The organism is Sorangiineae bacterium MSr11367, assembly GCA_037157805.1.
GTDB lineage: Bacteria > Myxococcota_A > Polyangia > Polyangiales > Polyangiaceae > Pendulispora > Pendulispora rubella.
This window is the reverse complement of the sequence record CP089983.1, coordinates 11,649,443-11,671,843: the sequence shown is the minus strand read 5'-3', so window position 1 is coordinate 11,671,843 and position 22,401 is coordinate 11,649,443. Positions and strand designations below refer to the sequence as shown.

14 protein-coding genes and 1 pseudogene are annotated in these 22,401 nt (G+C 65.5%); 5 read left to right on the top strand and 10 right to left on the bottom strand.

Annotated elements, in window-relative coordinates; translation table 11 throughout:
- Nucleotides 1–119 precede the first annotated feature (119 nt).
- Complete coding sequence (locus tag LVJ94_45370) at nt 120–2,948, top strand: protein kinase (GenBank protein ID WXB04125.1); 2,829 nt, start codon at nt 120–122, stop codon at nt 2,946–2,948.
- A 16-nt stretch (nt 2,949–2,964) separates the two neighbouring features.
- On the top strand, nt 2,965–3,339 hold the full coding sequence (locus LVJ94_45365; protein ID WXB04124.1) for a VOC family protein: 375 nt from the start codon (nt 2,965–2,967) through the stop codon (nt 3,337–3,339).
- 2 nt (nt 3,340–3,341) lie between these two features.
- Here the strand turns inward: LVJ94_45365 and LVJ94_45360 are convergent, their stop codons facing one another.
- From LVJ94_45360 to LVJ94_45350, 3 genes are all read right to left on the bottom strand, one after another.
- Nucleotides 3,342–4,694, bottom strand: coding sequence for an MHS family MFS transporter (locus LVJ94_45360; GenBank protein WXB04123.1), 1,353 nt, complete (start codon nt 4,692–4,694; stop codon nt 3,342–3,344).
- A 19-nt stretch (nt 4,695–4,713) separates the two neighbouring features.
- Entirely contained in the window at nt 4,714–5,964 is a 1,251-nt protein-coding gene (locus LVJ94_45355) for a hypothetical protein (protein ID WXB04122.1), read from the bottom strand.
- Nucleotides 5,965–6,048: 84 nt separating this feature from the next.
- Entirely contained in the window at nt 6,049–6,480 is a 432-nt protein-coding gene (locus LVJ94_45350; protein WXB04121.1) for a hypothetical protein, read from the bottom strand.
- Between the two features lie 200 nt (nt 6,481–6,680).
- Between LVJ94_45350 and LVJ94_45345 the strand changes: the two genes are divergently transcribed.
- Nucleotides 6,681–8,372, top strand: coding sequence for an ATP-binding protein (locus LVJ94_45345; protein WXB04120.1), 1,692 nt, complete (start codon nt 6,681–6,683; stop codon nt 8,370–8,372).
- 4 nt (nt 8,373–8,376) lie between these two features.
- Here LVJ94_45345 and LVJ94_45340 read toward each other — a convergent pair whose 3' ends face one another.
- The 6 genes from LVJ94_45340 to LVJ94_45315 are packed head-to-tail and all read right to left on the bottom strand — an operon-like array spanning nt 8,377 to nt 15,734.
- A complete protein-coding gene (locus LVJ94_45340; protein ID WXB04119.1) occupies nt 8,377–9,339 on the bottom strand; it encodes a hypothetical protein in 963 nt (320 codons plus the stop codon).
- On the bottom strand, nt 9,336–9,998 hold the full coding sequence (locus tag LVJ94_45335) for an RNA polymerase sigma factor (GenBank protein WXB04118.1): 663 nt from the start codon (nt 9,996–9,998) through the stop codon (nt 9,336–9,338). Before LVJ94_45335 ends, LVJ94_45340 begins: the two co-directional genes overlap by 4 nt.
- 49 nt (nt 9,999–10,047) lie before the next feature.
- Complete coding sequence (locus LVJ94_45330; protein ID WXB04117.1) at nt 10,048–11,394, bottom strand: hypothetical protein; 1,347 nt, start codon at nt 11,392–11,394, stop codon at nt 10,048–10,050.
- 31 nt (nt 11,395–11,425) lie between these two features.
- Entirely contained in the window at nt 11,426–13,477 is a 2,052-nt protein-coding gene (locus tag LVJ94_45325) for a biotin/lipoyl-binding protein (protein WXB04116.1), read from the bottom strand.
- Nucleotides 13,478–13,488: 11 nt separating this feature from the next.
- A complete protein-coding gene (locus LVJ94_45320; protein ID WXB04115.1) occupies nt 13,489–15,108 on the bottom strand; it encodes an acyl-CoA carboxylase subunit beta in 1,620 nt (539 codons plus the stop codon).
- A complete protein-coding gene (locus LVJ94_45315) occupies nt 15,105–15,734 on the bottom strand; it encodes a TetR/AcrR family transcriptional regulator (protein ID WXB04114.1) in 630 nt (209 codons plus the stop codon). The genes LVJ94_45320 and LVJ94_45315 overlap by 4 nt, the downstream gene beginning before the upstream one ends.
- A gap of 132 nt (nt 15,735–15,866) precedes the next feature.
- On the opposite strand from LVJ94_45315, the pseudogene LVJ94_45310 reads away from it, so the two are divergent.
- Together LVJ94_45310 and LVJ94_45305 are read left to right on the top strand one after the other, a co-directional pair.
- Nucleotides 15,867–16,802: pseudogene (locus LVJ94_45310) on the top strand (DUF1446 domain-containing protein).
- Nucleotides 16,803–17,779: 977 nt separating this feature from the next.
- A complete protein-coding gene (locus LVJ94_45305; GenBank protein WXB10806.1) occupies nt 17,780–18,910 on the top strand; it encodes an AraC family transcriptional regulator in 1,131 nt (376 codons plus the stop codon).
- 250 nt (nt 18,911–19,160) lie between these two features.
- Here the strand turns inward: LVJ94_45305 and LVJ94_45300 are convergent, their stop codons facing one another.
- Nucleotides 19,161–21,962: a DUF262 domain-containing protein gene (locus LVJ94_45300; protein ID WXB04113.1), complete on the bottom strand. Its 2,802-nt coding sequence runs from the start codon at nt 21,960–21,962 to the stop codon at nt 19,161–19,163.
- Nucleotides 21,963–22,401: the final 439 nt, after the last annotated feature.

Here is a 22,401-nt window from a genome sequence, read left to right as displayed (position 1 = left end):
CCGTTACTGTACGAGAATGTGAGGCGCCGAAAGGCGGCAACCGGACGTTGCCTCCATCGAAACGGATGCCTCATGCACGCGGCAGCGGGGAAGGCTTGGGGTATCATGATGCGTCGCGGATGCCGAACGATGCGCCCAATTCCCGTCGCGAAACGCTTCCCTCCGGGGAGGTCGTCGGGACGTTACGACCGGGCGAGACGTTTGCGGAACGTTACCGGTTGGAAGACCGCGTGGGCTCCGGCGGCATGGGCGAGCTCTTTCGAGCTTTTGACACCCGGCTCCAACGTCGGGTCGCGTTGAAGGTGTTGCGGCGTGACCGCAACGACGCGAGCGGTTCCAGTCCAAGTGAACAGACGAAAGGAAAGACGCTTTCGGAAGCCTCGGCCCGCATCCTGCGCGAAGCGCGCGCGGCGGCGGCGCTCAATCACCCCAACGTGGTGGCCATCCACGACGTCGGCGATCGCGATGGCGTGCCGTTCATCGCGATGGAGTACGTCAAAGGTAAATCGCTGCGGGCCTTCGTTGGCTCGCCGGTGCCGTCGTTCGAGACGCGGCTCGAGTGGGTGATCGACGTGGCGCGCGCCCTCGGGGCTGCCCACGACCGCGGCCTCGTGCACCGCGACGTCAAGCCGGACAACGTGATGATCCGCGACGACGGTGTGGTGAAGGTGCTCGACTTCGGCATCGCGCGCTACCACAAGGCGATTCCCGACAGCGCCGCGGAGCTGCGCACGTACCCGAGCATCAACGAATCGGGCGAGCGCGGCACGATCGACGTGCCCGGGCCGCGTGTGCTGGGGACGCCCGGCTACATGGCCCCGGAGCAGATCCGCGGCGAGGCGTGCGACGGGCGCGCCGACCAATTCTCCTGGGGCGTGATGGCCTACGAGCTGTTCACGGGGAAGCTGCCCTGGTCGACGGATCGCGGGACATTCTACGTTCTGACCTCGGTGCTCACCGACGACGTGAAGCCGCTGGCCAACGTGCCGTTCCAAATCTCGCAGACGATTTTGCGTGCGCTGGAGAAGAAGCCGGAAGATCGCTTCGACTCGATGGCCCAGCTCATTGCGGCGTGCGGCGTTCGCACCCCGTCGCGGGTGGATGTGCCCGGCGCGACCGACGTGACGGCGCTGCTGCAGGCGAACACCGGCGAGGCGCAGATGGTGGACCCGCACCTGGTGCAGCGGGACGAGCCGTCGACGGCGCCGAAGGTCAAGACGATGCCCTCCGTGGTGCCGTTTTCGCGGGCGCTGGCGGCAGGGGCCGTGCTGGGCGTGGCGGCGGCGAGCGTCTTCATGGTGCGTGCGCTCTCGCACAGCGAGCCGGCTTCGGCGTCACCGGACGCCGCCAACGTGGCGGTGCGCCCGGCGAGTGCGCCCTTGGCGACGCTGGTGACGGAGCTCGAGGCATCGCCTTCGTGCACGCGCGCGGCCGTGGCGCGTTACCACGAGGGACTGACGGCCATGCGCGAGGCCACGTGGGAGCTGGGGATGCGCGCCTTCGAGAAGGCGGTCGAGGAGGATCCCAAGTGCCCAGAGGCGCAGTTGCAGCTGCTGCTCACGGGGTACTTCCGTTACAGCATCGCGCACGAGCGCGAGCAGTTTCGGCATGCGAATGCGCTTCGCGACGAGATGAACGAGCGCAACCGCGTGTTCCTCGACATGCTGGCCCCCCTTGTGTCGTGGGAGCCCGCGGACCGTGAAGAGGCCGCGCGCCGGGCCGATGCCGCGGTGGGTCACTTTCCCGACGATGCGCAGATGCTGACCGTGGCGGCGATGGTGAAGTCGTTCGCCGCGCACGAGGTGTCGACCATCGAGCAAGCGCGCGAGCTGGGGCGCCGGGCGACGGAGCTCGATCCAAAGGACGCCGACGCCTGGCAGACGCAAGCCGTCGCGCTGGTGCGGCTGGGGAAACTCGACGAGGGCATGGCCGCTCTGGACAGATGCCTGGAGGTGGCGCCAGGCTCGGGCGACTGCCTGGAGGATCGCATCCGCATCCTTCGCCTGCGCGGGCAGTGTACGGCCGCAAGTGCGGCGGCGCGGCGCTGGATCGCCAATGTGCCCAGCAGCTCGGGCGCGTACCGTCATCTCGCCAACGCGCTCGCCTCGGAAGGTGCCGCGGTGGAGTCCGTGGAGGCGGCGCTCGAGCAATACCGCAACAACGTGCCCGAGGACTCGCGTAAGAGCTCGTACCTCTATCACCGGCTTCGTTTGGCCGCGCTCGCGGGGGACTTCACGAATGCGGAAAAGCTAGAGGAGAGCCTCTCCGCGGAGTGGAAGGACTCGGCCAACGTGTACGATCACGTGCGCACCGCCACCCTCCGCATGGACGTGATGGCTGAGGAAGGAAAGCCGGCGCGTGCTGCGGCCATCGCCGAGCAATTCTTCCGCCGAAGGGACGCCTGGACGGAGGGCTTCTGGAGCAGCACCATGTACGAGCCGTACCTTCTGGCGACGTTGGTGCAACACGGAACCATCCCCGAAGAGCGCTGGCGCACGCTCACGGAAAAGTGGGAGAAGGACGCTGCCCCCACGGTGAGCAAGACGTGGGGGCTTCGCTGGGGGCCGGTGAGCATGACGCGCAAGCAGGCGGCCGAAGCCTGGAAGTCGCGCCCCACGTCCGGACTCGCCTCGGGCTCGTTGGAGCAGCCCATGTCCCTGCGCGTCATCTCGGACACGTTCGAGGGACGCGTGGCCATGATGGCGGGCGACCACGCGCAAGCCATCGCGCTGCTCGAACCTGCGACGAAGAGCTGCGACAGCCTCGAAGAGCCCTTCACCACCACGCGGGCCCACCTCTGGCTGGGGCAAGCCAAAGAAGAAGCGGGCGACATCCCCGGCGCCTGCACCGCCTACGCCGAAGTGGTTCGCCGCTGGGGCGATGCCAAACCGCGCTCCGTCACCGCGGAAGATGCCAAACGCCGCCGGCTTTCCCTCGGCTGCAAATGATCCAAAAAGGGGTACCATGTTCGACAACCAGGCTGTCCTCGTTGCATTCATCGCGGCAAAGGATCTCACGGTAGCCCGCTCGTTTTATGCGGGTACGCTCGGGCTCGAGGTGGAGTCCGAGGACTCGTTCGCCCTCGTGTGCAAGGCCAATGGCACGACCCTCCGTATTCAAAAGGTCGATGCGTTGACGCCGCAGGTCTTCACGGTGCTGGGTTGGACGGTGCCGAGCGTCGCGGCGGCCGTCGACGCGCTCGCCCAACGTGGGGTGGCGTTCGAGCGCTACGAGGGCATGCCCCAAGACGAGCGCGGGATCTGGACGGCGCCGGGTGGTACACGCGTCGCCTGGTTCAAGGATCCGCACGGCAATACGCTCTCGCTCTCGGGGGGCTGACCTTACACGGAACGCGATGCCGTGGGGGCGATGCCGACGGAAGGCTCGTCGTCCGGTGAGCCGCCTTTCGGGGGCCCCGGATCCACCGTGGCGGTTTCCGAGGCGAAGTAGACGGCGATGAGCGTGAGCAAGGCGAGGGCCATCATGTAGACGGCGACGCTCCACCAGGAGCCGCCGGCGCTGCGCAGGAGGCTCGCGGCGATCATCGGGGAGAGGCCGCCGGCGAGGACGGAGGCCAGTTGGTAGCCCAACGAGGCGCCGCTGTAGCGCACGCGGGCGCCGAAGAGCTCCGAGAAGAAGCTGGCCTGGGGGCCGTACATGGCCGCGTGGCCGACGGAGACGCCGACGATGATGGCGCACCAAAGAAGCTCGGCACGTGCGGTGTCGACGAGCCAGAAGAAGGGACAGACGAAGAGAAGCGAGAAGGCGGCGCCGAACATGTAGACGGGCCTTCGTCCAAAGCGATCCGACAGGTGCCCAAAGAAGGGAATGGCCGCGAGATCGATGGCGGCGGCGAGCAGCACACCGGTGAGCACCGTTTGGCGCGCGACCTTCAGGTGCTCGGTGGCATAGGCGAGCACGAACGTCGTGTAGATGTAGAAGAAGGCATTTTCCGCGAGGCGGGCGCCCATCGCCAGGGCCACGCTCTTCTTGTATTTGCGCAGCACCTCCAGGATGGGCAGCTTCGCTTCTTGCTTCTCTTCTTTCACCTGCGCGAAGGCGGGGCTCTCCACGACGTGAAATCGAATGAAGGCGCCAACCCCGACCAGGACCACGGTGGCAAGGAAGGGGATGCGCCATCCCCAGGCGAGGAAGTCGGCTTCCGGCATGCGCGAGACCAGGGCGAAGGTGCCCGTCGACAAGAGCAACCCGGCCGGAACACCGGTCTGCGGCCAGCTGCCGTAGAAGCCGCGCCGGTTCGGTGGCGCGTGTTCGACGGCCATGAGGACGGCGCCGCCCCATTCGCCCCCGAGGCCGAATCCCTGGAAGAGACGCAACGCCACCAAGCAGACGGGGGCGAGAACGCCGATGCTGTCGTAGGTGGGCAAAAGGCCGATGGCGAAGGTGGCCAGGCCCATGATGAGCAAGGTCAAACTGAGCATCGCTTTGCGGCCGATGCGATCGCCGTAGTGGCCAAAGACCACGCCGCCCACCGGGCGGGCCACGAATCCGACGGCGAACGTCGCAAACGAGAGCAACGTGCCCATGAGCGGATCGAACTTGGGGAAGAAGAGTTTGTTGAACACCAGCGCCGCCGCGGTGCCGTAGAGGAAGAAGTCGTACCACTCGATGGCCGTGCCCACGAAGCTGGCGACGGCGACTTTCACGATGGCGCGCGTATCGGAATTTCTCATGGCTCTCCCTGGAACGAGATTACGGGCACGTGCCGATGACGTAATGGTCGGTCCCGACCTGACGCAGCGAGGTGACGACTCCGACCGAGTATAGTCCCATATTTTGATTCGAGCCGTTCGCGAGTGCGTACCCCCACCACACGTGTGCGCGGCCTCGGGTCACGTGCTCGTAGTTGTTGGCGACGAAACACGTCGTTCCACTATCGCGCGCCGCGTCAGGTGCGCCGCCATCCTGGGCGCCGCCGGCGAGGGCGTCGATTATGCGACGAACCATGGTCATTTGCGGGGCCGCACGCGTTGCGTAGTTGGGACCATCGTAGCCCCACCAGTCCCAACAGCCATTGGGGTTCGTGCCGCTCGTGGGGATCGCTTGCGGATAGACGACCACGATGCGGTTCGTGTCGGCCCATTCGTTGTATCCCGCGTATCTGTAGAATCGGTCGCCGACCGAGCCAGATGCATACTGTTTGCACCCGTGGAAGACGACGTGCATGCGGCAGCGCGCGCCGGCCTCGCACGATGCGGGAATGTACGCGTACCCCGTGTCGGCGACGCTGTGCGACGCCGGGTTGGGCAAATACGCTTCCTGTGCGAGGCTGACGAACCGGCCTCCAAGGCTCGAACTGGGGGGCTCCATCGTTCCGTAGATCTGCGCCAGGGCGACGCCTGCTCCGTCGTAATTGCACCGGCCGATCCACGGCTCGGCGGCGACATTGCAATCACCGCCGTAGGCGACGGTGGGCATCAGGTGCGCGGTCCCCGGCCGGCGCTTTTCGAAGCGCAACGCCGCAGGGGTCCACGCGCGGTAGTAGCTCTCCAGCGCGTCCATCACCGGTGGAACCACCGTGGTGTCGTTGGCGCCGCCGAAGAGGAACACGCGCTGGCGGGCGAGGTTCGACGGATCGTCGATGGTTCCTGCCGCGGCGAAGCGCTTCGTCGCCTCGATGGCCCGTGCAGCATCCGGCGGCGCGGGCGAGCCGCTCATGCACGTGGTGAGCGCCGTGTTGAGCGAGCCCTCGGCGCAGTAGAAAGGCCCGCCCGCGAAAATGCCCGCGCCACGCAGAATGGACGAATACGCGACGTGGAACTGCACGGCCATGTACGCGCCCGCCGAGAGGCCCGACACGGACGTGTCCATCACGTCGAGGTTCAAGGCCGGAAGCGCAGCGGCCTGCGCTTCCGCTCGAAGCTCAGCCCCCTCTCGATCGTCGTTCGACGCGAAGCATGCCGCCAACGCGAAGCCCAGTGCTCCGAATGCCAGTCCGCGCATGGCTATTTCGATATGCGCGGACCGGTCCGGGGTCGAGGACCCTTCGCGTCAAACGGCAGGACTCAATGCGACAGCCGCCTCAGGTCATGCCTTGAGCACGGCGCGAACCAAGTTCGCGAGCGGCTTGTCGTCGCCGCCGTCCTGGCTCGGGATTTTCGTGACGATGTCGCGCTCGTCGATCACGATGTTTCCGCCGTCGGTCACGGCCTGCAATATCGTCGCGCGGACGTCGTCCGACTTGAGGAACGCTGCCGTCTCCGCCGGGGTGTCCGTGGAGATGTAGACGACATCGTCGAAGGTCGGGTCGCCAACCTGGACTTCCTTCTTGAACAGTTTGACGACGCGGCTGGTCAGGCCTTCGCGCGAGAAGCTCGCCTTGATGCGGGGCGGTGTGACCAGGGAGAAACTCGTGGTGACGAACTCCTTCGTGACCTCCTCACCGTCGCCGAACTCCACGGTCTCTTTTGCTTGCGACTGCTCGTACGGGGTCTCCAGGCTATCCAATTCGGCGCTCATAAGGTCCTCCAGGGGATGGTTGTGCCGGGCCGCATGATACGGGCGAATTCATCTCGTGGGTGAGCATTGACGAAAAGAGCAACGAAATCCCTCGTTTTCCCGAACGCGCCCGCGTCGTTGCGACGTCGATCTTCTCTGCTATTTCAGACCAATGGGTGTGGATGGTGGCCGTGAGTAAGAGGCGACCCCGGCAGCGTTTCATGCGCTCGAAACACGCCCAGGTGTTGCGGGAGCAATCCCGGCGCATTCGGCATTTGGAGTGGCAACTGCGAAATGCCGAAGCCCAGCACACCCTGGCCAAGTCCGAGGCGGAGGTGATGCAGCACGTCTCGCGGCGGTTTCAGGAAACGGGCATCATCGGTGTCGTTTACTGGCGAAGCGATGGCACGATTACGTATTGCAATGATGCGCTTCTCGGGATGCTCGGATATTCACGCGAGGAATTCGAGCGGGATGGTCTCGATTGGAAGACGCTGACACCGCCCGAATACGCGCCGACGGACGATCAGGCCTTCGTCGAAATGAACGAACTCGGCTATTGCCGCCCTTACGAGAAGGCGTATCGAGCCAAGGACGGGCACGTCGTGCCGATTCAGATCGGTTCGGCGTATTGGGAAGGGACGACCGACGGCGGCGTCTGTTGGATTCTCGATTGCAGCGAACGCAAGCAAGCCGAGGCCGAGCGCGATCGGTTGCTCTCCGCGGAACAAATCGCGCGGCGGGAGGCGGAAGAAGCCAACGCGGCGAAGGACGAATTCCTCGCCGTGGTGTCGCACGAATTGCGAACGCCGCTGACGGCCATTTTGGGTTGGGCGAAGTTGTTGAAGGCGGGGCCGGTCACGCCGGCCATTCAGGAGCGCGCACTCGAAACCATGGAGCGCAATGCGCAGCTTCAAGCGCGACTCATCGACGACATTCTCGATGTGTCGCGCATCATCGCGGGAAAGCTCGCGCTCGACCGGCGGGTGGTCATGTTGGGCGACGTCGTGGAGGCCGCGGCCGATTCGCTGCGTCCGTCGTTCCGCGACAAGAATGTGCACCTCGCGGTGGACATCGATGCGGGGTTGCCGCCCGTGCTGGCGGACGCCAATCGGTTGCAGCAGGTGGTGTGGAACGTGGTGCAGAATGCGCTGAAGTTCACGCCGACGGGCGGGCACGTCGGGGTGCACGCGTTTCGGCGCTCGGCGGGCGAGGTGGCCGTCGAGATCGTGGACACGGGGCAGGGCATCAAGGCGGAGTTTCTTCCGCGGATTTTCGAGCGATTCCGTCAGGCGGACAGCTCCGCGACGCGCGTGCATCGTGGGCTCGGGCTCGGTTTGGCCATCGTGCATCAGTTGGTGACGTTGCATGGCGGCAACGTGTGGGCGGCGAGCGATGGTCCGGGGCGGGGGGCCAAGTTGACGATCGAGCTGCCGGTGAGTGCGTTGCCGATGGCGCGGCCGGAGGTGAAGGCGAGGCGGATGCGCGCGCGCCGCTTGGACGGGGTGCACGTGCTGGTGGTGGACGACGAGCCCGACATCCGTGAGCTGGTGTCGGAGATTCTGACCGAGCACGGCGCACGCATCACGGTGGTGGGCTCCGTGGACGAAGCGATGGACGTGGCATGCCGCGACCGGCCCGATGTGGTGGTGAGCGACATCGCGATGCCGAAGGCGGATGGCTTCGATTTGATTCGGCGGCTGAAAACCCTGGAAGGGCAGCACGGCCACCCCATGACGGTGTGCGCGCTGTCGGCGCTGGCCACGCCGCAGGATCGCGGGCGCATTCGCGCGGCCGGGTTCGATGCCCATCTGTCCAAGCCGGTGTGGCCGGACAAGCTGGTCGAAACGGTGTTTCGCCTTTCCTGCGAGGGCGCCGACGCCGAGCCCATGCCGTTGTCGGAGCCGGCTTAGAGGTTCAGCGCGGGGTGCGGAGGACGTCGAGCAGGGCGCGGGCTTCGTTGCGGCGGTAGCCACCGTAGGTGCCGTCGGCGAAGGGGGCGAGGGCGGCGGCGGCTTCGTTGCGGCGGTTCAATTTGACGAGGACCAGTGCGCGGTTGAAACGGGCTTCCGGCGCGAACCGCCCATTGGGCGCGGCGTGGAGGTAGGCGTCCCACGAGGCCAACGTGGATGCGGGATCGGCTTTGCCGAAGTGCATTTGGTGGGCGCGGAGGTAGAGGTCGTCGGTGGGATCGAGGGGCGCGGCGGGCGGCGCGGCGACGACGGGGGCGGGGGATGCGTCGGGCTTCGTTGCCAAGGTTTCGCGCACGGAGGTTCCCGCGATCGGAACGGGGGCCGGGTCGAGTGCGGGGGCGGGGTTGACGGGGGCGGGGGGAGGCTTGTGGGCGGCGGGCGGGGGTTTGAGGGGCAGGGAGCTCCCCCACCCCGGCCCTCCCCCGGGGGGGGAGGGAGCCGAGACGGCATGGGCCGGGGTTTCCGGTGTGGCGGGACTCGATGCCAGCGGGAGTTCGGGAGACGGAGAAAGCACATCGTCCCGGCCCCCTCCCCCCCCGGGGGAGGGTTGGGGTGGGGGAGCTGCCGTCGGTGGGGGAGCCACCATCGGTGGGGGAGTAGCCCGCGGTGAAGGAGTGACCTTCGGTGGCGGCGTGACGGGCACCTCGCGGGTGGTCGAGGGAAAGATGGCCGTTTCCACCGCGCGAAAAACGGGGGTGAGCTTGCCCGTGGCGGCGGCGAATGCCGTGGACGTCGCGAGGGTGGCGGCGATGGGCAGCAAGAAGGTGCGCATGCGGCGCACGCGCCGGTTCTTCTGCGCGACGCTCGATTGAATGCGCCGCAGCGTCAGCGCCGGATCGACGGGCGGATCGACGGGCTCCTCGCGCAGAGCGCTCGTTGCGAGCTCCAGCAAATCGTCGTCGTTCATGTGTGCCCCCCTGCCGTCAGGAGCTCGCGCAGCTTTCGCTTGGCGTAGAAAACGCGCGTCCGGATCGTGGCCTCCGGCGCACCGAGAATGCTCGCCACCTCGGCAGCCGCCCGCCCTTCCACCTCGCACAAGACGAAGGTGGCGCGGTGCTCGTGGCTCAATTGATCGAGTGCCCGCTGCAGCGCACCCGCGAGCTGCCGCCGCGACGTATCCCGCTCGGGATCCCCCGAGTCCTTCGTCGGGATGACCGCCAGCTTGGCCATGGCCGCCCGCCGCCGGATCGCCGAGCGCACGTGGTGCCGCGAAATGTTGATCGCGATCGAAAAGAGAAACCCCTCCAGCGAACCCTCCCCGCGAAACCGCGCGACGGAGCCCGGCAGGGCGACGAACACATCGTGCACCAGATCTTCCGCCGCCGCGGAATCGCCCAGAAAGCGCTGGGCGAAGGCGCGCAGTTTGGTGTGGTAGCGACGGTACACATCGGCGAGGGCCGAAGCCTCGCCTCGCTTCAAGCGCGCGATGTCCAGCGCCTCGGGCTCCTGCTCCGCGGGCAACGACAATTCGACTTCCGTGGGGGTAAAGGAGCCAACACGCATCATGGCATCGTCGTCGTTCGAGGGCCTCGAGGATGCAGTGCCCGCAACCGCGACGATGTTCATGGGCCGGCGCCGAATTTCGGAAACGCCCGGAAACATGGCGGAAAGCGCTTCAGTAGGCAACTTGAATACCCCCGCTGAACACCGGGGCGAAGTACACCTCGTTCTTCTCCCCTTTCCGCTCCACCTGAACGCTGAGGCCGCCACCACCAAAGAGACTGAAGTGCCCGCCGAGGTCGGCCCCGATCAGAAGCCGCGCCTGATGGTCGTCGTAGCCTTCGGCCTTGCCCGATCCACTCTTGAACATCCACGCCGTGCCCAGATCGACGTCCACGTAGAACGGGTTGAACGCCGGCACGTGCACGCCGATGTTGAAACCCGGGCCCATGAAGTCGGTGCTGCGCTCGTTCGCGAAGACCCCGCGCACCACCGTGTACGTGTACTTGGTGATGTACTTGATGCCGACGTTGGCAAACCCGTGGTTGCTCGCCCAAGCCACGGCGCCAAACCGCGATGTTTTCGCATAGTTGAACACGCCCCACTGGATGCCATCGACGTCGTCGGCGATGTTCACCACGCCGATTTGCGTGCCCTTGACCTTGCCGCCGACGTTCACGACGCCGAGCTGCATGCCGTGCACGTCGCCGGCGATGGACACGGGCGCGATTTGCAGTCCGTCGACCCCTCCGTTGGCGATACCCACGATGCCGGCGATCTGCATGCCGTGCACGCCTTCCTTCGCCGATGCCGCGAGCCCCGCGATCTGCAATCCGTTCACGGCGCCCTTGCCGAGCGTGCCCAGACCGCCGATCTGCAGGCCGTCGACGTCGCCGCCGGCCATCGTCCCCAGGCCGCCGATCTGCAGGCCGTGCATGGGGCCTTCGACCATGCCGCCGAGGCCACTGACCTGCAGGCCATCGAGCTCGCCGATGTGCCCGTAGAGTGCGTCCAACGCAAAGTGCGTGAGCACGTTGGGCTTTCCCATGTTGGTCGCGACGGGATAGACGAGCGACACCACGGCGGGGTGCCATGGCCGCTTTTCCGGCGGCGGCGCAGGCGCGGGAGGTGGCTTTTTCCCCGCGGCTTCTTCTTGCGCCAGCAGCATCGCGGTTTGATCCGTCACCAGGTTCTCCGCGAGGATCGCGGCCGCATCGAGCACGGTGGCCTTGGTGGCCGCTTGCACGACCCGCGTCGTTTCGCGGCCTTGTTCATCGCGGTACGTGACGGTCACGACGGTGTCGTTCACGTGCACCAGGAGGCGCCGCGCGTTGGGCGGCGCATCGCTCGCTGGCTCGGTCACCTGCAAGGCGCCCAATCGCGCGCGCACGGCGTCGCGGACGCGATCCGCGGGTTCGCTGCCCTGCACCTGCAACACGATGGAGTCCTCGGCCGCGAGCAGCGGCCGCACGTAGCCGAGGAGCACCAAGACGAAAGCAAGCAGGACACGAACGACTTTCATGCCCCTGGAGTGCCCGGTCGCCGCCGTTCGTTCACGAAATGCGCACCAGCACCTGCCCGGTGGTCACCTGGTCGCCGGCGCGCGCGCTGATCTCCTGCACCGTTCCCGCGATGGGCGCGGGAAACTCGAGCTCGAGTTTCATCGCCTCGAGCACCACCAGCAGCTGCCCCTTCTCGACCTGGGCCCCCGCCTCCACGGCGACGCGCACGACCTTGCCGTCCATGTTGGCGCGCACCATCCCATCGGCCCCGGGAACCGCTTTTTCCGCCGGCTGGTACGTCCGGTCGACGTACGACTCGGTCATGCCCTCCGCATCGATCCAGAGCGTGTCGCCCCGCCGGACGTAACGCGCCACGTGGCGCACGCCGCCCAGTGTGTAACGAAGCGAGGTGCCATCGCAGGCGAGCTCGCGCAGCTCGCACATGCTCGATGCGCCGCCGTCCTGGATGCGGTAGCCGCCAGGCTCGAGGGGCGTCAACGTGAGCGCCGCCTCTTGCCCGCGGCGGCCTTCGGGACCGAGGGTCATGGCGGTGGGCATGACCAGGTTGCTATGCCAGCCGAGGAGCGAAGCTTCCAGCGCACCGCCTTCGGAGAGCCGCCGGGCGTCGTCGACCACGAAGGCCGCGGCGGCCAGCGCCATGTGGTGCGACGGCGGCGATGCGGTGACGAGCGCCTCGTTCTTCTGGAGAAAATCCGTGGCGACGTCGTCGCCGCCAAAGGCGTCGGATCCGACGATGCGGGACAGAAATTCGCGGTTGCTCTGCACGCCGAACAGCGTCGTGTCGGCGAGGGCCTGCACCAAGCGCGCGCGTGCACCCTCGCGATCCGGGCCGTACGCGATGACCTTGGCCTGCATCGAGTCGTAGAACGGCCCGATGACCGCGCCCGTTTCCAGGTACGTGTCGACACGAACCCCGGCGCCTCGAGGCGGCTGCCACAGAAGCACGGTGCCCGTTTGCGGCAGGTAGCCTTGGCCGGGATCCTCCGTGCAAAGTCGCACCTCGATGGCGTGGCCACGGCGTCGTTTCAGGATCGCGTCTTGGGAGAGAGGCAAGGCATCGCCCTGGGCCACGAGGAGCTGCCAGGCCACGAGGTCGACGTCGTAGACCAGCTCCGTGACCGGGTGCTCGACCTGAAGCCGCGTGTTCATTTCGAGGAAGTAGAAGTGGCCCTCGCGGTCGAGCAAGAACTCCACGGTGCCGGCGCCCACGTACTTCACGGCCTTCGCTGCGCGCACGGCGGCGTCGCCCATCGCGGTGCGAAGGGATTCGTTCACCGCGGGGCTCGGGGCCTCCTCGACGACCTTTTGATTGCGCCGCTGCACCGAGCAGTCGCGCTCGCCGAAGTGCACCACGTTGCCGTGCCGGTCGCCGAAGACCTGAATCTCCACGTGCCGCGCGCCCACGATGGCCTTCTCCAGGAGAAGCTCGCCGCTGCCGAAGGCGTTCTGCGCCTCCGAACGCGCCGATCGCAGGGCGTCGGCGAGCGCCCCGGCATCGTGCACCAAGCGCATGCCGCGGCCTCCGCCGCCGGCGGCCGCCTTCACCATGATGGGAAAGCCGATGGAGCGCGCCGCCTCGAGCAGGGCGCCGTCGTCGCCACCGAACCTCCCCCTCCCCAACCCTCCCCCGGGGGGGGAGGGCGCACTCGGTGCACTCGATGATGCTTCGGTATAGCCCGCGATACACGGGACACCCGCCTCGATCATGCGAATCTTCGCCGCGCTCTTGTTCCCCATCGCCTCGATGGAGCTCGCGTCGGGGCCGATGAACACGAGCCCCGCCTCGGCGACGGCCCGGGCGAACTCCGCGCGCTCCGAGAGAAAACCGTACCCGGGGTGCACGGCCTCGGCCCCCGAGTCCTTGGCGGCGGTGAGGAGCCGCTCGATCGACAAATACGACTCCGTGGCCGGCGCAGGCCCGATGCGAACGGCGCGATGCGCCTCGCGCACGTGCAGGGCCTTGGCATCGGCATCGCTGTACACGGCAACCGTCTCGTAGCCCTGCGCGCGTGCACCGCGCAGGACGCGCACGGCGATTTCACCGCGGTTGGCGACCAGAACCCGTCGAAAACGTTTCGTCATGGCAGAACCTCTCACAACCGCGCGACGCCGAAGCTCGTGGGGTGAACCTTGCGTGCCCTCGCCTCCTCGCAAATGGAGAGCGCGAAGGCGAGTACCTTGCGCGTGTCGCGCGGATCGATGATTCCATCGTCGAAGAGGCGCGCGCTGGTGGCGAATGCATGCGACTCGCGATCGAACTGATCGACGATGGTCTTCTCGATGGCGGAGAGCATGCCCTCGTCCGAATCGTCGAAGACCTTCCCGGCGGCCTTCCACTTTTCACGCGTGACGATGCTCATCACCTTGGCCGCCTGCTCGCCGCCCATCACCGCCGTGCGCGCGTTGGGCCAGGAAAAGATGAAGTCTGGCCCGAAGCCGCGCCCGCACATGCCGTAGTTGCCCGCGCCGAAGCTGCCGCCCACCACGATGGTGATCTGCGGCACGGTCGCATTGGCCACGGCCTGGATCATCTTCGAGCCGTGCTTGACCATGCCCCCGCGCTCCGCCGCCGTGCCGACCATGTACCCGGTGGTGTTCATCAAGTACACGAGCGGTATGTTGCTCTGGCAACATAGCTGGATGAACTGCCCTGCCTTGGTGGCGCCGTGCACCGTGATGGGGCCGTTGTTGCCCAAGATGCCCACGCGCACGCCGCAGATGGCGGCATGCCCGCAGATGGTCTGCGCGTCGTATTCCGATTTGAACTCGAGGAATTCGCTCCCATCGGCGATGCGCGCGATGATTTCGCGGCAGTCGATGGGCTTTTTGTAGTCGACCGGGACGACGCCGCACAATTCGTCGGGATCGTAGCGGGGCGGGACGTACTCCGCGATTTTCGGCGCGACCGATCCGTATCCGATGTTGGCCATCACCTCGCGGGCAATGCGGAGGGCGTCGGCGTCGTCCTCGGCGAGGAACTCGCTGGTGCCGGCCACGCGGCAGTGCATCTCGGCGCCGCCCAGGTCTTCGTCGGTGGCGACTTCGCCGGTGGCCGCGAGCAAGAGGGGCGGGCCCGCGAGAAAGACTTTGGCGCGGCCGCGCACCATGATGACGTAGTCCGAGAGCCCGGGCATGTACGCGCCGCCGGCCGTCGACGAGCCGTGCACCACGGTGATCTGCGGGATGCCCGCTGCCGACGCCCTGGCTTGGTTCGCGAAGGTGCGCCCGCCTGGGATGAAAATGTCGGCCTGGTAGAGCAGATTGGCCCCGCCCGACTCCACCAGCGAGATTGCCGGCAGCTTTTGCTCGAGCGCGATTTCCTGCGCCCGCAGGCCTTTCTGCACGCCCATCGGGGCGATGGTGCCGCCTTTGATGGCCGAGTTGCTTGCGGTGACCATGGTGCGCACGCCCGAGACGTAGCCGATGCCGACGATCATGTTGCCCCCGGCGAGGGCGCCATCCTTGTCGTCGTTCATCTTGTAGCCGCACAAGGTGGACAGCTCGAGCCAGGGGCTTCCGCGGTCGAGCACGCGCATGACGCGCTGGCGGGGCAGAAGTTGGCCGCGCTTTTCGTAGCGAGCGCGCTTGCTCTCTTCCTCGGTGCGGCCTTTGGTCTCGATGGCGCGAAGCTCCGCCACGAGGGCGAGCATGTCCTCGCGGTTCTTGGCGAAGGCCGCGCTGCGCGTGTCGATGGTCGATGAAATCGCCGTCATGGTTTGCTCTTCTTCTTTTCGGGTTTCAACGCGAGCGCTCGCGTCCACAGCGTGGTCAGCGCGGAGATGGCTTCCTCCGGGTCGAAGCGGAGGCTCTCGAAGCCGAAGGCGGTGTAACAAAACTCGTGCACCATGCCCGCGAGCATGTGCGCGGCGAGGCGCGCGGAGACGTCCTTCGGCGTAAGCCCCTCGCGCTGAAGCCGCCGAATGGAGCGCTCCACGCGCGCAATGAAGGCGGCCCGCGCCTCTTCGTAGAGACCGCGCAACGTGGCGTCGGACAGCGTTTGGTGCTGCACCAAGGTCAGGATGCGCGCGTTCTTCTGGTAGGCGCTCACGTAGGCGCGGTTGCCCGCCTCGATGCGGGCGCGCGGATCGAGGCCGACGTCGGGAGGCAGCGGCGGAATCAGCTCGCCGTAGAGCGAGGCGGCGACTTCGCGCAGCAGTTCGTCTTTCGATTCGAAGTACGTGTAAAACGAGCCCACGGCCACGCCCGCTTCTTTGGCGATGTCCACGATGCGCGTTTCGAGCACGCCATGCTTCTCGAAGACCTTTCGCGCCGCCGTGACGAGCTTGGCCCGAGTGCGCTCAGCACGTCGCGTGAGGGGTTTCGGGGCCGCTGTGGACATCGGTTCCGTGAAGGTAACTGAATTTGAATTCAAATTCAAATGCGGTACCTTCGGGGCATGAGCGGGCAATCACCGGTTCGGGTTGCGAATGCATCGGGCTTTCTGGGCGACCGCGCTCGGGCCTTTCGCGAGATGGTCGAGGGCGGACAGGTCGACGTCGTCACGGGCGACTACCTGGCCGAGGTGACCATGCTCATCCTGGGCAAGCAGCAGGCAAAGGATCCGGCGGCGGGGTACGCGGCGCCGTTTCTCGCGCACATGGAGCCAGCGCTGGCCACGGTGCTGAGCAAGGGCATCAAGGTGGTGGTGAACGCGGGCGGTTTGAACCCCGCGGGCCTGGCGAAGGCGGTGCGGGCGCTGGGGGAGCGGCTCGGGCTCGAACCGCGCGTGGCCACGGTGCAAGGCGATGACCTGCGCGCGCGGCTGCCGGCGTTGCTCGAGGCGGGGGAGTCGTTGGCGAACCTGGAGACCGGGCAGGCTTTGCCGCGCGAGGCGGGGTTCGTGCGCACGGCCAATGCGTACCTCGGGGCGTGGGGCATCGTGCGTGCGCTCGAGGCGGGGGCGGACATCGTCATTTGTCCGCGGGTGACCGATGCGTCGCTCGTGGTGGGGGCGGCTGCATTCTGGCATGGGTGGTCGCGCGATGCGTGGGACTGCCTCGCGGGGGCGGTGGCCGCGGGCCATGTCATCGAGTGCGGGACGCAGGCGACGGGGGGGAATTATTCGTCCTTTCAGGAGATTTCCGGGTTGGATCATCCGGGGTTTCCATTGGCCGAGATTCATGCGGATGGCCGCAGTGTGATCACGAAGCATCCGGGGACGGGCGGGCGTGTGACCGTGGGCACGGTGACGGCGCAGCTCGTGTACGAGGTGGACTCGACGCGGTACTTGAACCCCGATGTGGTGACGCACCTCGATACGATTGCGCTCTCCGAGGAGGGCCCCGATCGGGTGGCGCTGCGCGGCACGCGCGGATCGCCGCCGCCCGAGACCACCAAGGTGGCGATCACGACGCGCGGTCCTTTCCGCAACGAGATGACCTTGGTGGCCGTCGGCCTCGACGTCGATGCGAAGCTCGCGTTGTTCGAGCGCGCGGCCCGAGTGGCGTTGGCGAAGACGAAGGCGCAGGTCGCGTTCCAGCGGATCGGCAGCGCGAAGGCCGACGCCGTGTCGCAGGATGAAGCGTCGGCGTTTTTGCGCGTGGTGGCGACGTCGGAGAACGAGCTGGCGGTGGGGCGCGCGTTTTCGAGTGCGCTCGTGGAGCTCGGGCTCGGGAGCTACCCGGGGCTCTTCATGCTGGGTGCCCCCGGGCCTGCCGTGGAGGTGGGCGGCTATTGGCCGGCGAAGATTCCGCAGTCACTTTTGGAGCACAGCGTCACACTTCCCGATGGGAGCACGGAATCCATTTCCGTCCCCCCCACCCCAACCCTCCCCCTCCGGGGGAGGGAGCAAGAGCAGCAGCCGAAAAACGAGCCTCAGGGCCGGGAGAGGACGGGGCCCCAGGGGGAGAGGACGGAGCCCAAGGGCCAGGAGAGGACGGAGCCCCAGGGCCGGGAGAGGACGGAGCCCCAGGGCCGGGAGAGGACGGAGCCCCAGGGCCGGGAGAGGACGGAGCCTCAGGGCCAGGAGAGGACGGAGCCCCAGGGCCAGGAGAGGACGGAGCCCCAGGGCTCCCTCCCCCCCCGGGGGAGGGCCGGGGAGGGGGAGCCCGACACGCAGTCGTTACCCCTCGGCACCCTCGTCGACGCGCGATCGGGCGACAAAGGGAGCGATGCCAACGTTGGCCTCTGGGTCCGCACCGACGAAGCCTTTCGCTGGCTTCGCAGTTTCCTCACCGTGGAGCGCTTTCGCGATCTCCTGCCCGAGGCTCACGATCTCGCCATCGAGCGCTACGAATTTCCCAATTTGCGTGCCGTCAATTTCGTCGTCCGCGGACTTTTGCGCGGCGGGGCCGTTGCCACGATCCGCTTCGACCGTCAGGCGAAAGCCCTGGGCGAATACCTACGCTCCCGCATCGTCGATATCCCGCGTACACTTCTCCCTCGATGAGGGGCACCGCGACCGCCACCAACCTCGCCTCGATGGCGCGCGGCGTTCTGCAGTGGGCGCGTGAACGCGGCATCACCGAGAGCGATCTCCTCGGCCGCGCACCGCTCGATCGCGGTGCCTTCGCGCAGAGCCACTCGCGCATCCCGCGCGAGACCCACGTGCACCTCTGGCGCAGCCTGGAAGAGCAATTCGGCGATCCCGACTTTGGCCTGCGCCACGCGGAAACGCTGCTGCGCCCCTCCTCGCTCGGCGTCGTCGGCCTCCTCTCCATGACCAGCGCCACGGTTGCGGAGAGCATCCACCGTGCGACGGCCTACAGCCGCATTCTCAAGCCGGACATCCGCTCGCGCATGTACACGACGGATTGCCACATCGTCGTCGAGCTCGAAAGCCAGGCGGGCTCGCCCCGCTCCGTCGCCGACTGCTCCCTCCTCGCGTACCTGCTGTTCCTCCGCCGATGGACCGGTGAACACTTCGCCGCCCGCGAGGTCCACTTCCAGCACGCACGCCCCGCGCAAACGCGTGAATACGAGCGATGGTTTCGCTGCCCCGTTCACTTCGGGCACCGGTGCAATTCCATCGCGTTCGATCGCGAGGTCGCAAGCCTTCCCCTGACCACCGCCCAAACCGATGTCGCGCTCTACCTCGAGGAGCAAGCCTCGCAACTGCTTGCGCTCGCCCCACCCGAGCGGCGCGACTGGAGTGTCGACGGCATCCGCGCGGCCGTTCGCGCGGGCGTCCACGAAGGCCAATCGCACTTGAGCGTCGTCGCGCGCCGTCTCGGCCTTGGCCCGCGCCACCTGCAGCGCCTTCTGGCCCATGAGAACCTCGACTACCGCGCGCTCCTCGACGATGCTCGCCGCGACGCCGCGATTCCCTTGGTGGCGGACACCGACACCCCCTTCGAAGAAAATCGCGGCCCGCGTCGGCTTCACCGAAGCGCGCGCCTTTCGCCGTGCCTTCCGGCGTTGGGTCGGCATCAGCCCGTCCGAGATGCGTGCCGCCCGCTGACCGGTCTAGGTCAACGTGGAGTTGACGACTCGTACTCAGGTGCACGGATTTTGGCCCGCCGCTGCCACGCTAGCAGCGGCACGCATCGCCGCATGCGGCGGTTCGGACGTGGTTGAGGATGACGCGGAGACTCAAGAAGCGACCGAATCGGTTGGAACGCTGGAGCGCGCCTAACGTCGGGCACCGAACGACCCCCGGGTAAGCACGTCAGGTGGTCGTCGACTCCGTTCGCTCTTCAGGCGAGGTACGAGTTCATCCTCGACGGACAAAACTGCTCTAAGCTCCTGGCGCCGAACGTCTACTTGGAGTCTCTGTTCGACAGCGCTGCCAGTACTCTGTTCGGAAGAGCCAGAACACGAGCAGTGTTCATGTGCCGGCTCTCAGCATTGCCAAGACATCGCCGCACGCGACGTTCGCCTTCTGCAGGCGATCGGCGGGAATCTCGCGGACGTGTGCAATCTCGTTGCGTACCGGGACGATCTGATCGATAGCAAACTGTAGCCTTTGCTTGGCGTCTTGCGTCGCCCCCAGCCTTGCGCGAGCGTCTTGCCAAACCTCATTATTAAAAAGCAGTGGAGGAAGCTGGGCCAGGTAGAGGTAATCGACCACGCTGAGCGGATCGGCTCCCGAAGGCCTTGCGCGAAGCGCGCGATTGAGAGTCTCTCGTTGTGTATCCGGTGTGAATTGTTCGATCTTTGCCGCGGCATTTTGAGAATAACGCTTGGAATAAATCGTTCGGACAAGCGCCCGGAGACTGCGTTCTGTCTCTACAATACGTTGCCAAACGAGTTCGGCGCCTGGCAAGAACCATGGTGGCGGAATGGGCGGTGCGTGTCCTTCTCCACCAAGCTGGCGGAATGCTACTCGCGTGAGTTCAGCCATTCGTTGTCTTCTTTCGGCAAGGAAGGTGTCGTAGTCCATCGTTTCCCAGCCAAGTGGAAGTGCGTGCTCCGCGCACGCACGGCCCCAGCGATCGTCGTCTAGCCGGAGTTGATCACGAAGGCGTGGAACGTACTCGGCTGGATTCTTTGCTCCGATGGTTCCATTTTCGTACCATCCTACGTCCGCGAGGTTTGCAACCTGGTTAATCTGACGTCGCTCCTTGATTCCACGGGCAATGAGCCAGGCTTTCGGGAACAAATGATGGGCTTCGCTCGCCGCACGTTTGGCCTTCCCCGGTGGTGCAAAGAGATTCCGAAGTGTCTGGTCGGAGAAGAGCGCTCGGGCGCCCAGTATGATTTGGGCTGCTCTAAACGCCAGTGCGGAGGGGGCTTTACCGCGTTGCGTCTCCAGTGCGCCTACGAGCCCGTTCGCCCAATAGTCACCGGTGATCCTCTCGCCCAAGGCGTCGTCGAGTGCGGTGACGAAATCGTCCGCGCGATCCTCGTGCAATCCTTCAACGCGGGTCAGATCGCGTTCGAAGACACTTTCCGACGACCCCGTCGAATAACGCGCCGACAGCAGCGTGCCAAACACCCATCGAGAAATCAGCTCGTCGAGCCGGTGTTTGGGAACTCCAATACGCTTACCGAGAACGTAAAATGCGTAGGCGTTGACGATCGCATTGTTCGAAGCCACGAGGGCCGGGCTTACGGCTCCTGCATGCATAACCCGGAGCATATAGTCTCGCCATGTCGTGGAATCGATGCACTCCGCGGCTGCGCGTTCTAGCCTTTCGAGTCTCTCTTGGCGCGCAGTGACACTTGTGTCTCCCGTAGTCGGATCAATTCCACGAAGGAAACGGTAGATGGCTGACATTCGTGCGCGATGAAAACCAACTGCGCATGTTGCCCGGAGCAGTTGCTGCGCATCGATGGCGATCACAGCATCGAGCGACATCTCGGTAGAACGCTGTTCCACTTGGTCTCGTAGGGGGCCGTGGAAGACGGAGAGTAAAGTAAGCACGAAATCAGCGTGGCCAAGACGTTTGCCTTGATTATTGATTCGTACAAAGATCTCGGCGACGTCCTCCTCGTTGGCCTCCATCGCCCTGTTCGTTTTTTGTATGTTGACCACAGGGAAGTTGTATTCGCTGATGGCGTGAGCTCGGTCTAAATTTTCCTCGACAGCGTTCTCGTAAGCCTCATCGACCAACCTTCCTTTCTCGCGAAGGGACGCGAGAAGCTCCTTTCGAGTCTGACCCTTCGTCCTGTTCTGACTCCAAAGCTCGCTGACATTCGGAAGGAACTCCGGATCGTTTCGGATCGCGGCATCAGCAACCTCGAATCGCCCATCGCGCGGACGGAACGCAATTGTTATTCGTCGTTTGGTTCCGTCTTTTTCCGTAACCTCGGCTCCGCGCATTACAGCATAAAGAGACGTGAGGCGTTGCTGACCGTCGATGATGAGGGTCGTTGTTTTGAGTGCGTCGGGACCACCGATAGGCCGCGCTTCTTTAACATCGGACGTGTGCCAAAGCACGATCGTTCCGACTGGAAATCCAACGAAAATGGAGTCCAGTAGATCGCGAACTTTTGTATCCTCCCAGACGAAGGGACGCTGGAGGTCTGGGAGCGCTAGCTTCTTTCGGTCAATATCGGAGATGAGGGTTCCGATCGATAGTTGCGCGTGATCGAACATAGGTGCGCGTCCGCGGACCTTTGGCTCCCTGCTAGCAGCGGTTTCGTCCTCGGAATCGATGTCGTCTTCATCGGCCATGTCCTCCGACTCGGAGGGTTGAGGCAGGTCACGACCAACAACGCTCGACACGTAAGCAACAGCCTCCGGGACGTGATATTCTAAACTAACTTTGCGGCGTACGCGCGCCATTGCTTCATCGACGAATTTTTCGAAAGAATCCTGAAGCAGCTCGCGTGCTTGCAATGCCTTTTCGACGTGAAACGAGAGGGAGACACCACCCGGGATTGCTTTCCAAGCATCACTTTCTTCGTTTTCAATGCCAAGTATCGCCCGTGTTTCTTCCGTCACCGGACCCATCACGCTCATCTCGACCTTGCCACGCATGAGACGACATCCGAGTCTGCGGCCAACGAAGAGTGCGAGCCCCTGCGGTGTTTGGCGGAGTTCCCATGCGTCATTTCGTTCGTCGTCAGCGTTCTCTATGGCACAGGCAAGCAATGCGAGTGCGCCGCAACGCTCCTCCTCGTTTGGAATCGCCCGTTCGACCTTCTCTCTGATTCGTTGCTGCAGCTGGTCTGATGTGCTCATTGCTGGTTCTTCCCCATAGACGCGGAACCGTTAGAACAGCGATCTGGGTACTCTGCCGCGCGTCAGCACTCCACTCCTGGAGAAAAATTTTAGATCCTTTGCCTCTCGCGTTTCCAGTGGCACGAGCGTTGAACTTACGCAGTCAAGCTGGCCCTTGAGGTCCGAGCACGACTGCGTGCCGTGAGGCACCGGACATTGGTGTTCAGCCCTGGAATCGAGGATTGCGCAGTCTTGTGCTCCTTAGCGATCCCCGAAGTTGCAGTGACGTCACGACGACTCTTTCGCGGCGCGACGAGAATCTATTGCTGATGTGATCGCTACGGTTTTGGCCGATATGCGCAAAAGCTGAAGCGTTCTTGACGCATTTTTGTGTGGTGAAACGTATGCTGCGCGAAGTGCTTTGCGAGCAGCGCCGTCGAGTCCGTGACCCGGGCGCTGC

What these genes read in the sequence shown, in the direction of transcription:
- LVJ94_45370 (WXB04125.1), top strand. Translation starts at nt 120, where the DNA reads ATGCCGAACGATGCGCCCAATTCCCGTCGCGAAACGCTTCCCTCCGGG.
- LVJ94_45365 (WXB04124.1), top strand. Translation starts at nt 2,965, where the DNA reads ATGTTCGACAACCAGGCTGTCCTCGTTGCATTCATCGCGGCAAAGGAT.
- LVJ94_45360 (WXB04123.1), bottom strand. Translation starts at nt 4,694, where the DNA reads ATGAGAAATTCCGATACGCGCGCCATCGTGAAAGTCGCCGTCGCCAGC.
- LVJ94_45355 (WXB04122.1), bottom strand. Translation starts at nt 5,964, where the DNA reads ATGCGCGGACTGGCATTCGGAGCACTGGGCTTCGCGTTGGCGGCATGC.
- LVJ94_45350 (WXB04121.1), bottom strand. Translation starts at nt 6,480, where the DNA reads ATGAGCGCCGAATTGGATAGCCTGGAGACCCCGTACGAGCAGTCGCAA.
- LVJ94_45345 (WXB04120.1), top strand. Translation starts at nt 6,681, where the DNA reads ATGCGCTCGAAACACGCCCAGGTGTTGCGGGAGCAATCCCGGCGCATT.
- LVJ94_45340 (WXB04119.1), bottom strand. Translation starts at nt 9,339, where the DNA reads ATGAACGACGACGATTTGCTGGAGCTCGCAACGAGCGCTCTGCGCGAG.
- LVJ94_45335 (WXB04118.1), bottom strand. Translation starts at nt 9,998, where the DNA reads ATGAACATCGTCGCGGTTGCGGGCACTGCATCCTCGAGGCCCTCGAAC.
- LVJ94_45330 (WXB04117.1), bottom strand. Translation starts at nt 11,394, where the DNA reads ATGAAAGTCGTTCGTGTCCTGCTTGCTTTCGTCTTGGTGCTCCTCGGC.
- LVJ94_45325 (WXB04116.1), bottom strand. Translation starts at nt 13,477, where the DNA reads ATGACGAAACGTTTTCGACGGGTTCTGGTCGCCAACCGCGGTGAAATC.
- LVJ94_45320 (WXB04115.1), bottom strand. Translation starts at nt 15,108, where the DNA reads ATGACGGCGATTTCATCGACCATCGACACGCGCAGCGCGGCCTTCGCC.
- LVJ94_45315 (WXB04114.1), bottom strand. Translation starts at nt 15,734, where the DNA reads ATGTCCACAGCGGCCCCGAAACCCCTCACGCGACGTGCTGAGCGCACT.
- LVJ94_45305 (WXB10806.1), top strand. Translation starts at nt 17,780, where the DNA reads ATGAGGGGCACCGCGACCGCCACCAACCTCGCCTCGATGGCGCGCGGC.
- LVJ94_45300 (WXB04113.1), bottom strand. Translation starts at nt 21,962, where the DNA reads ATGAGCACATCAGACCAGCTGCAGCAACGAATCAGAGAGAAGGTCGAA.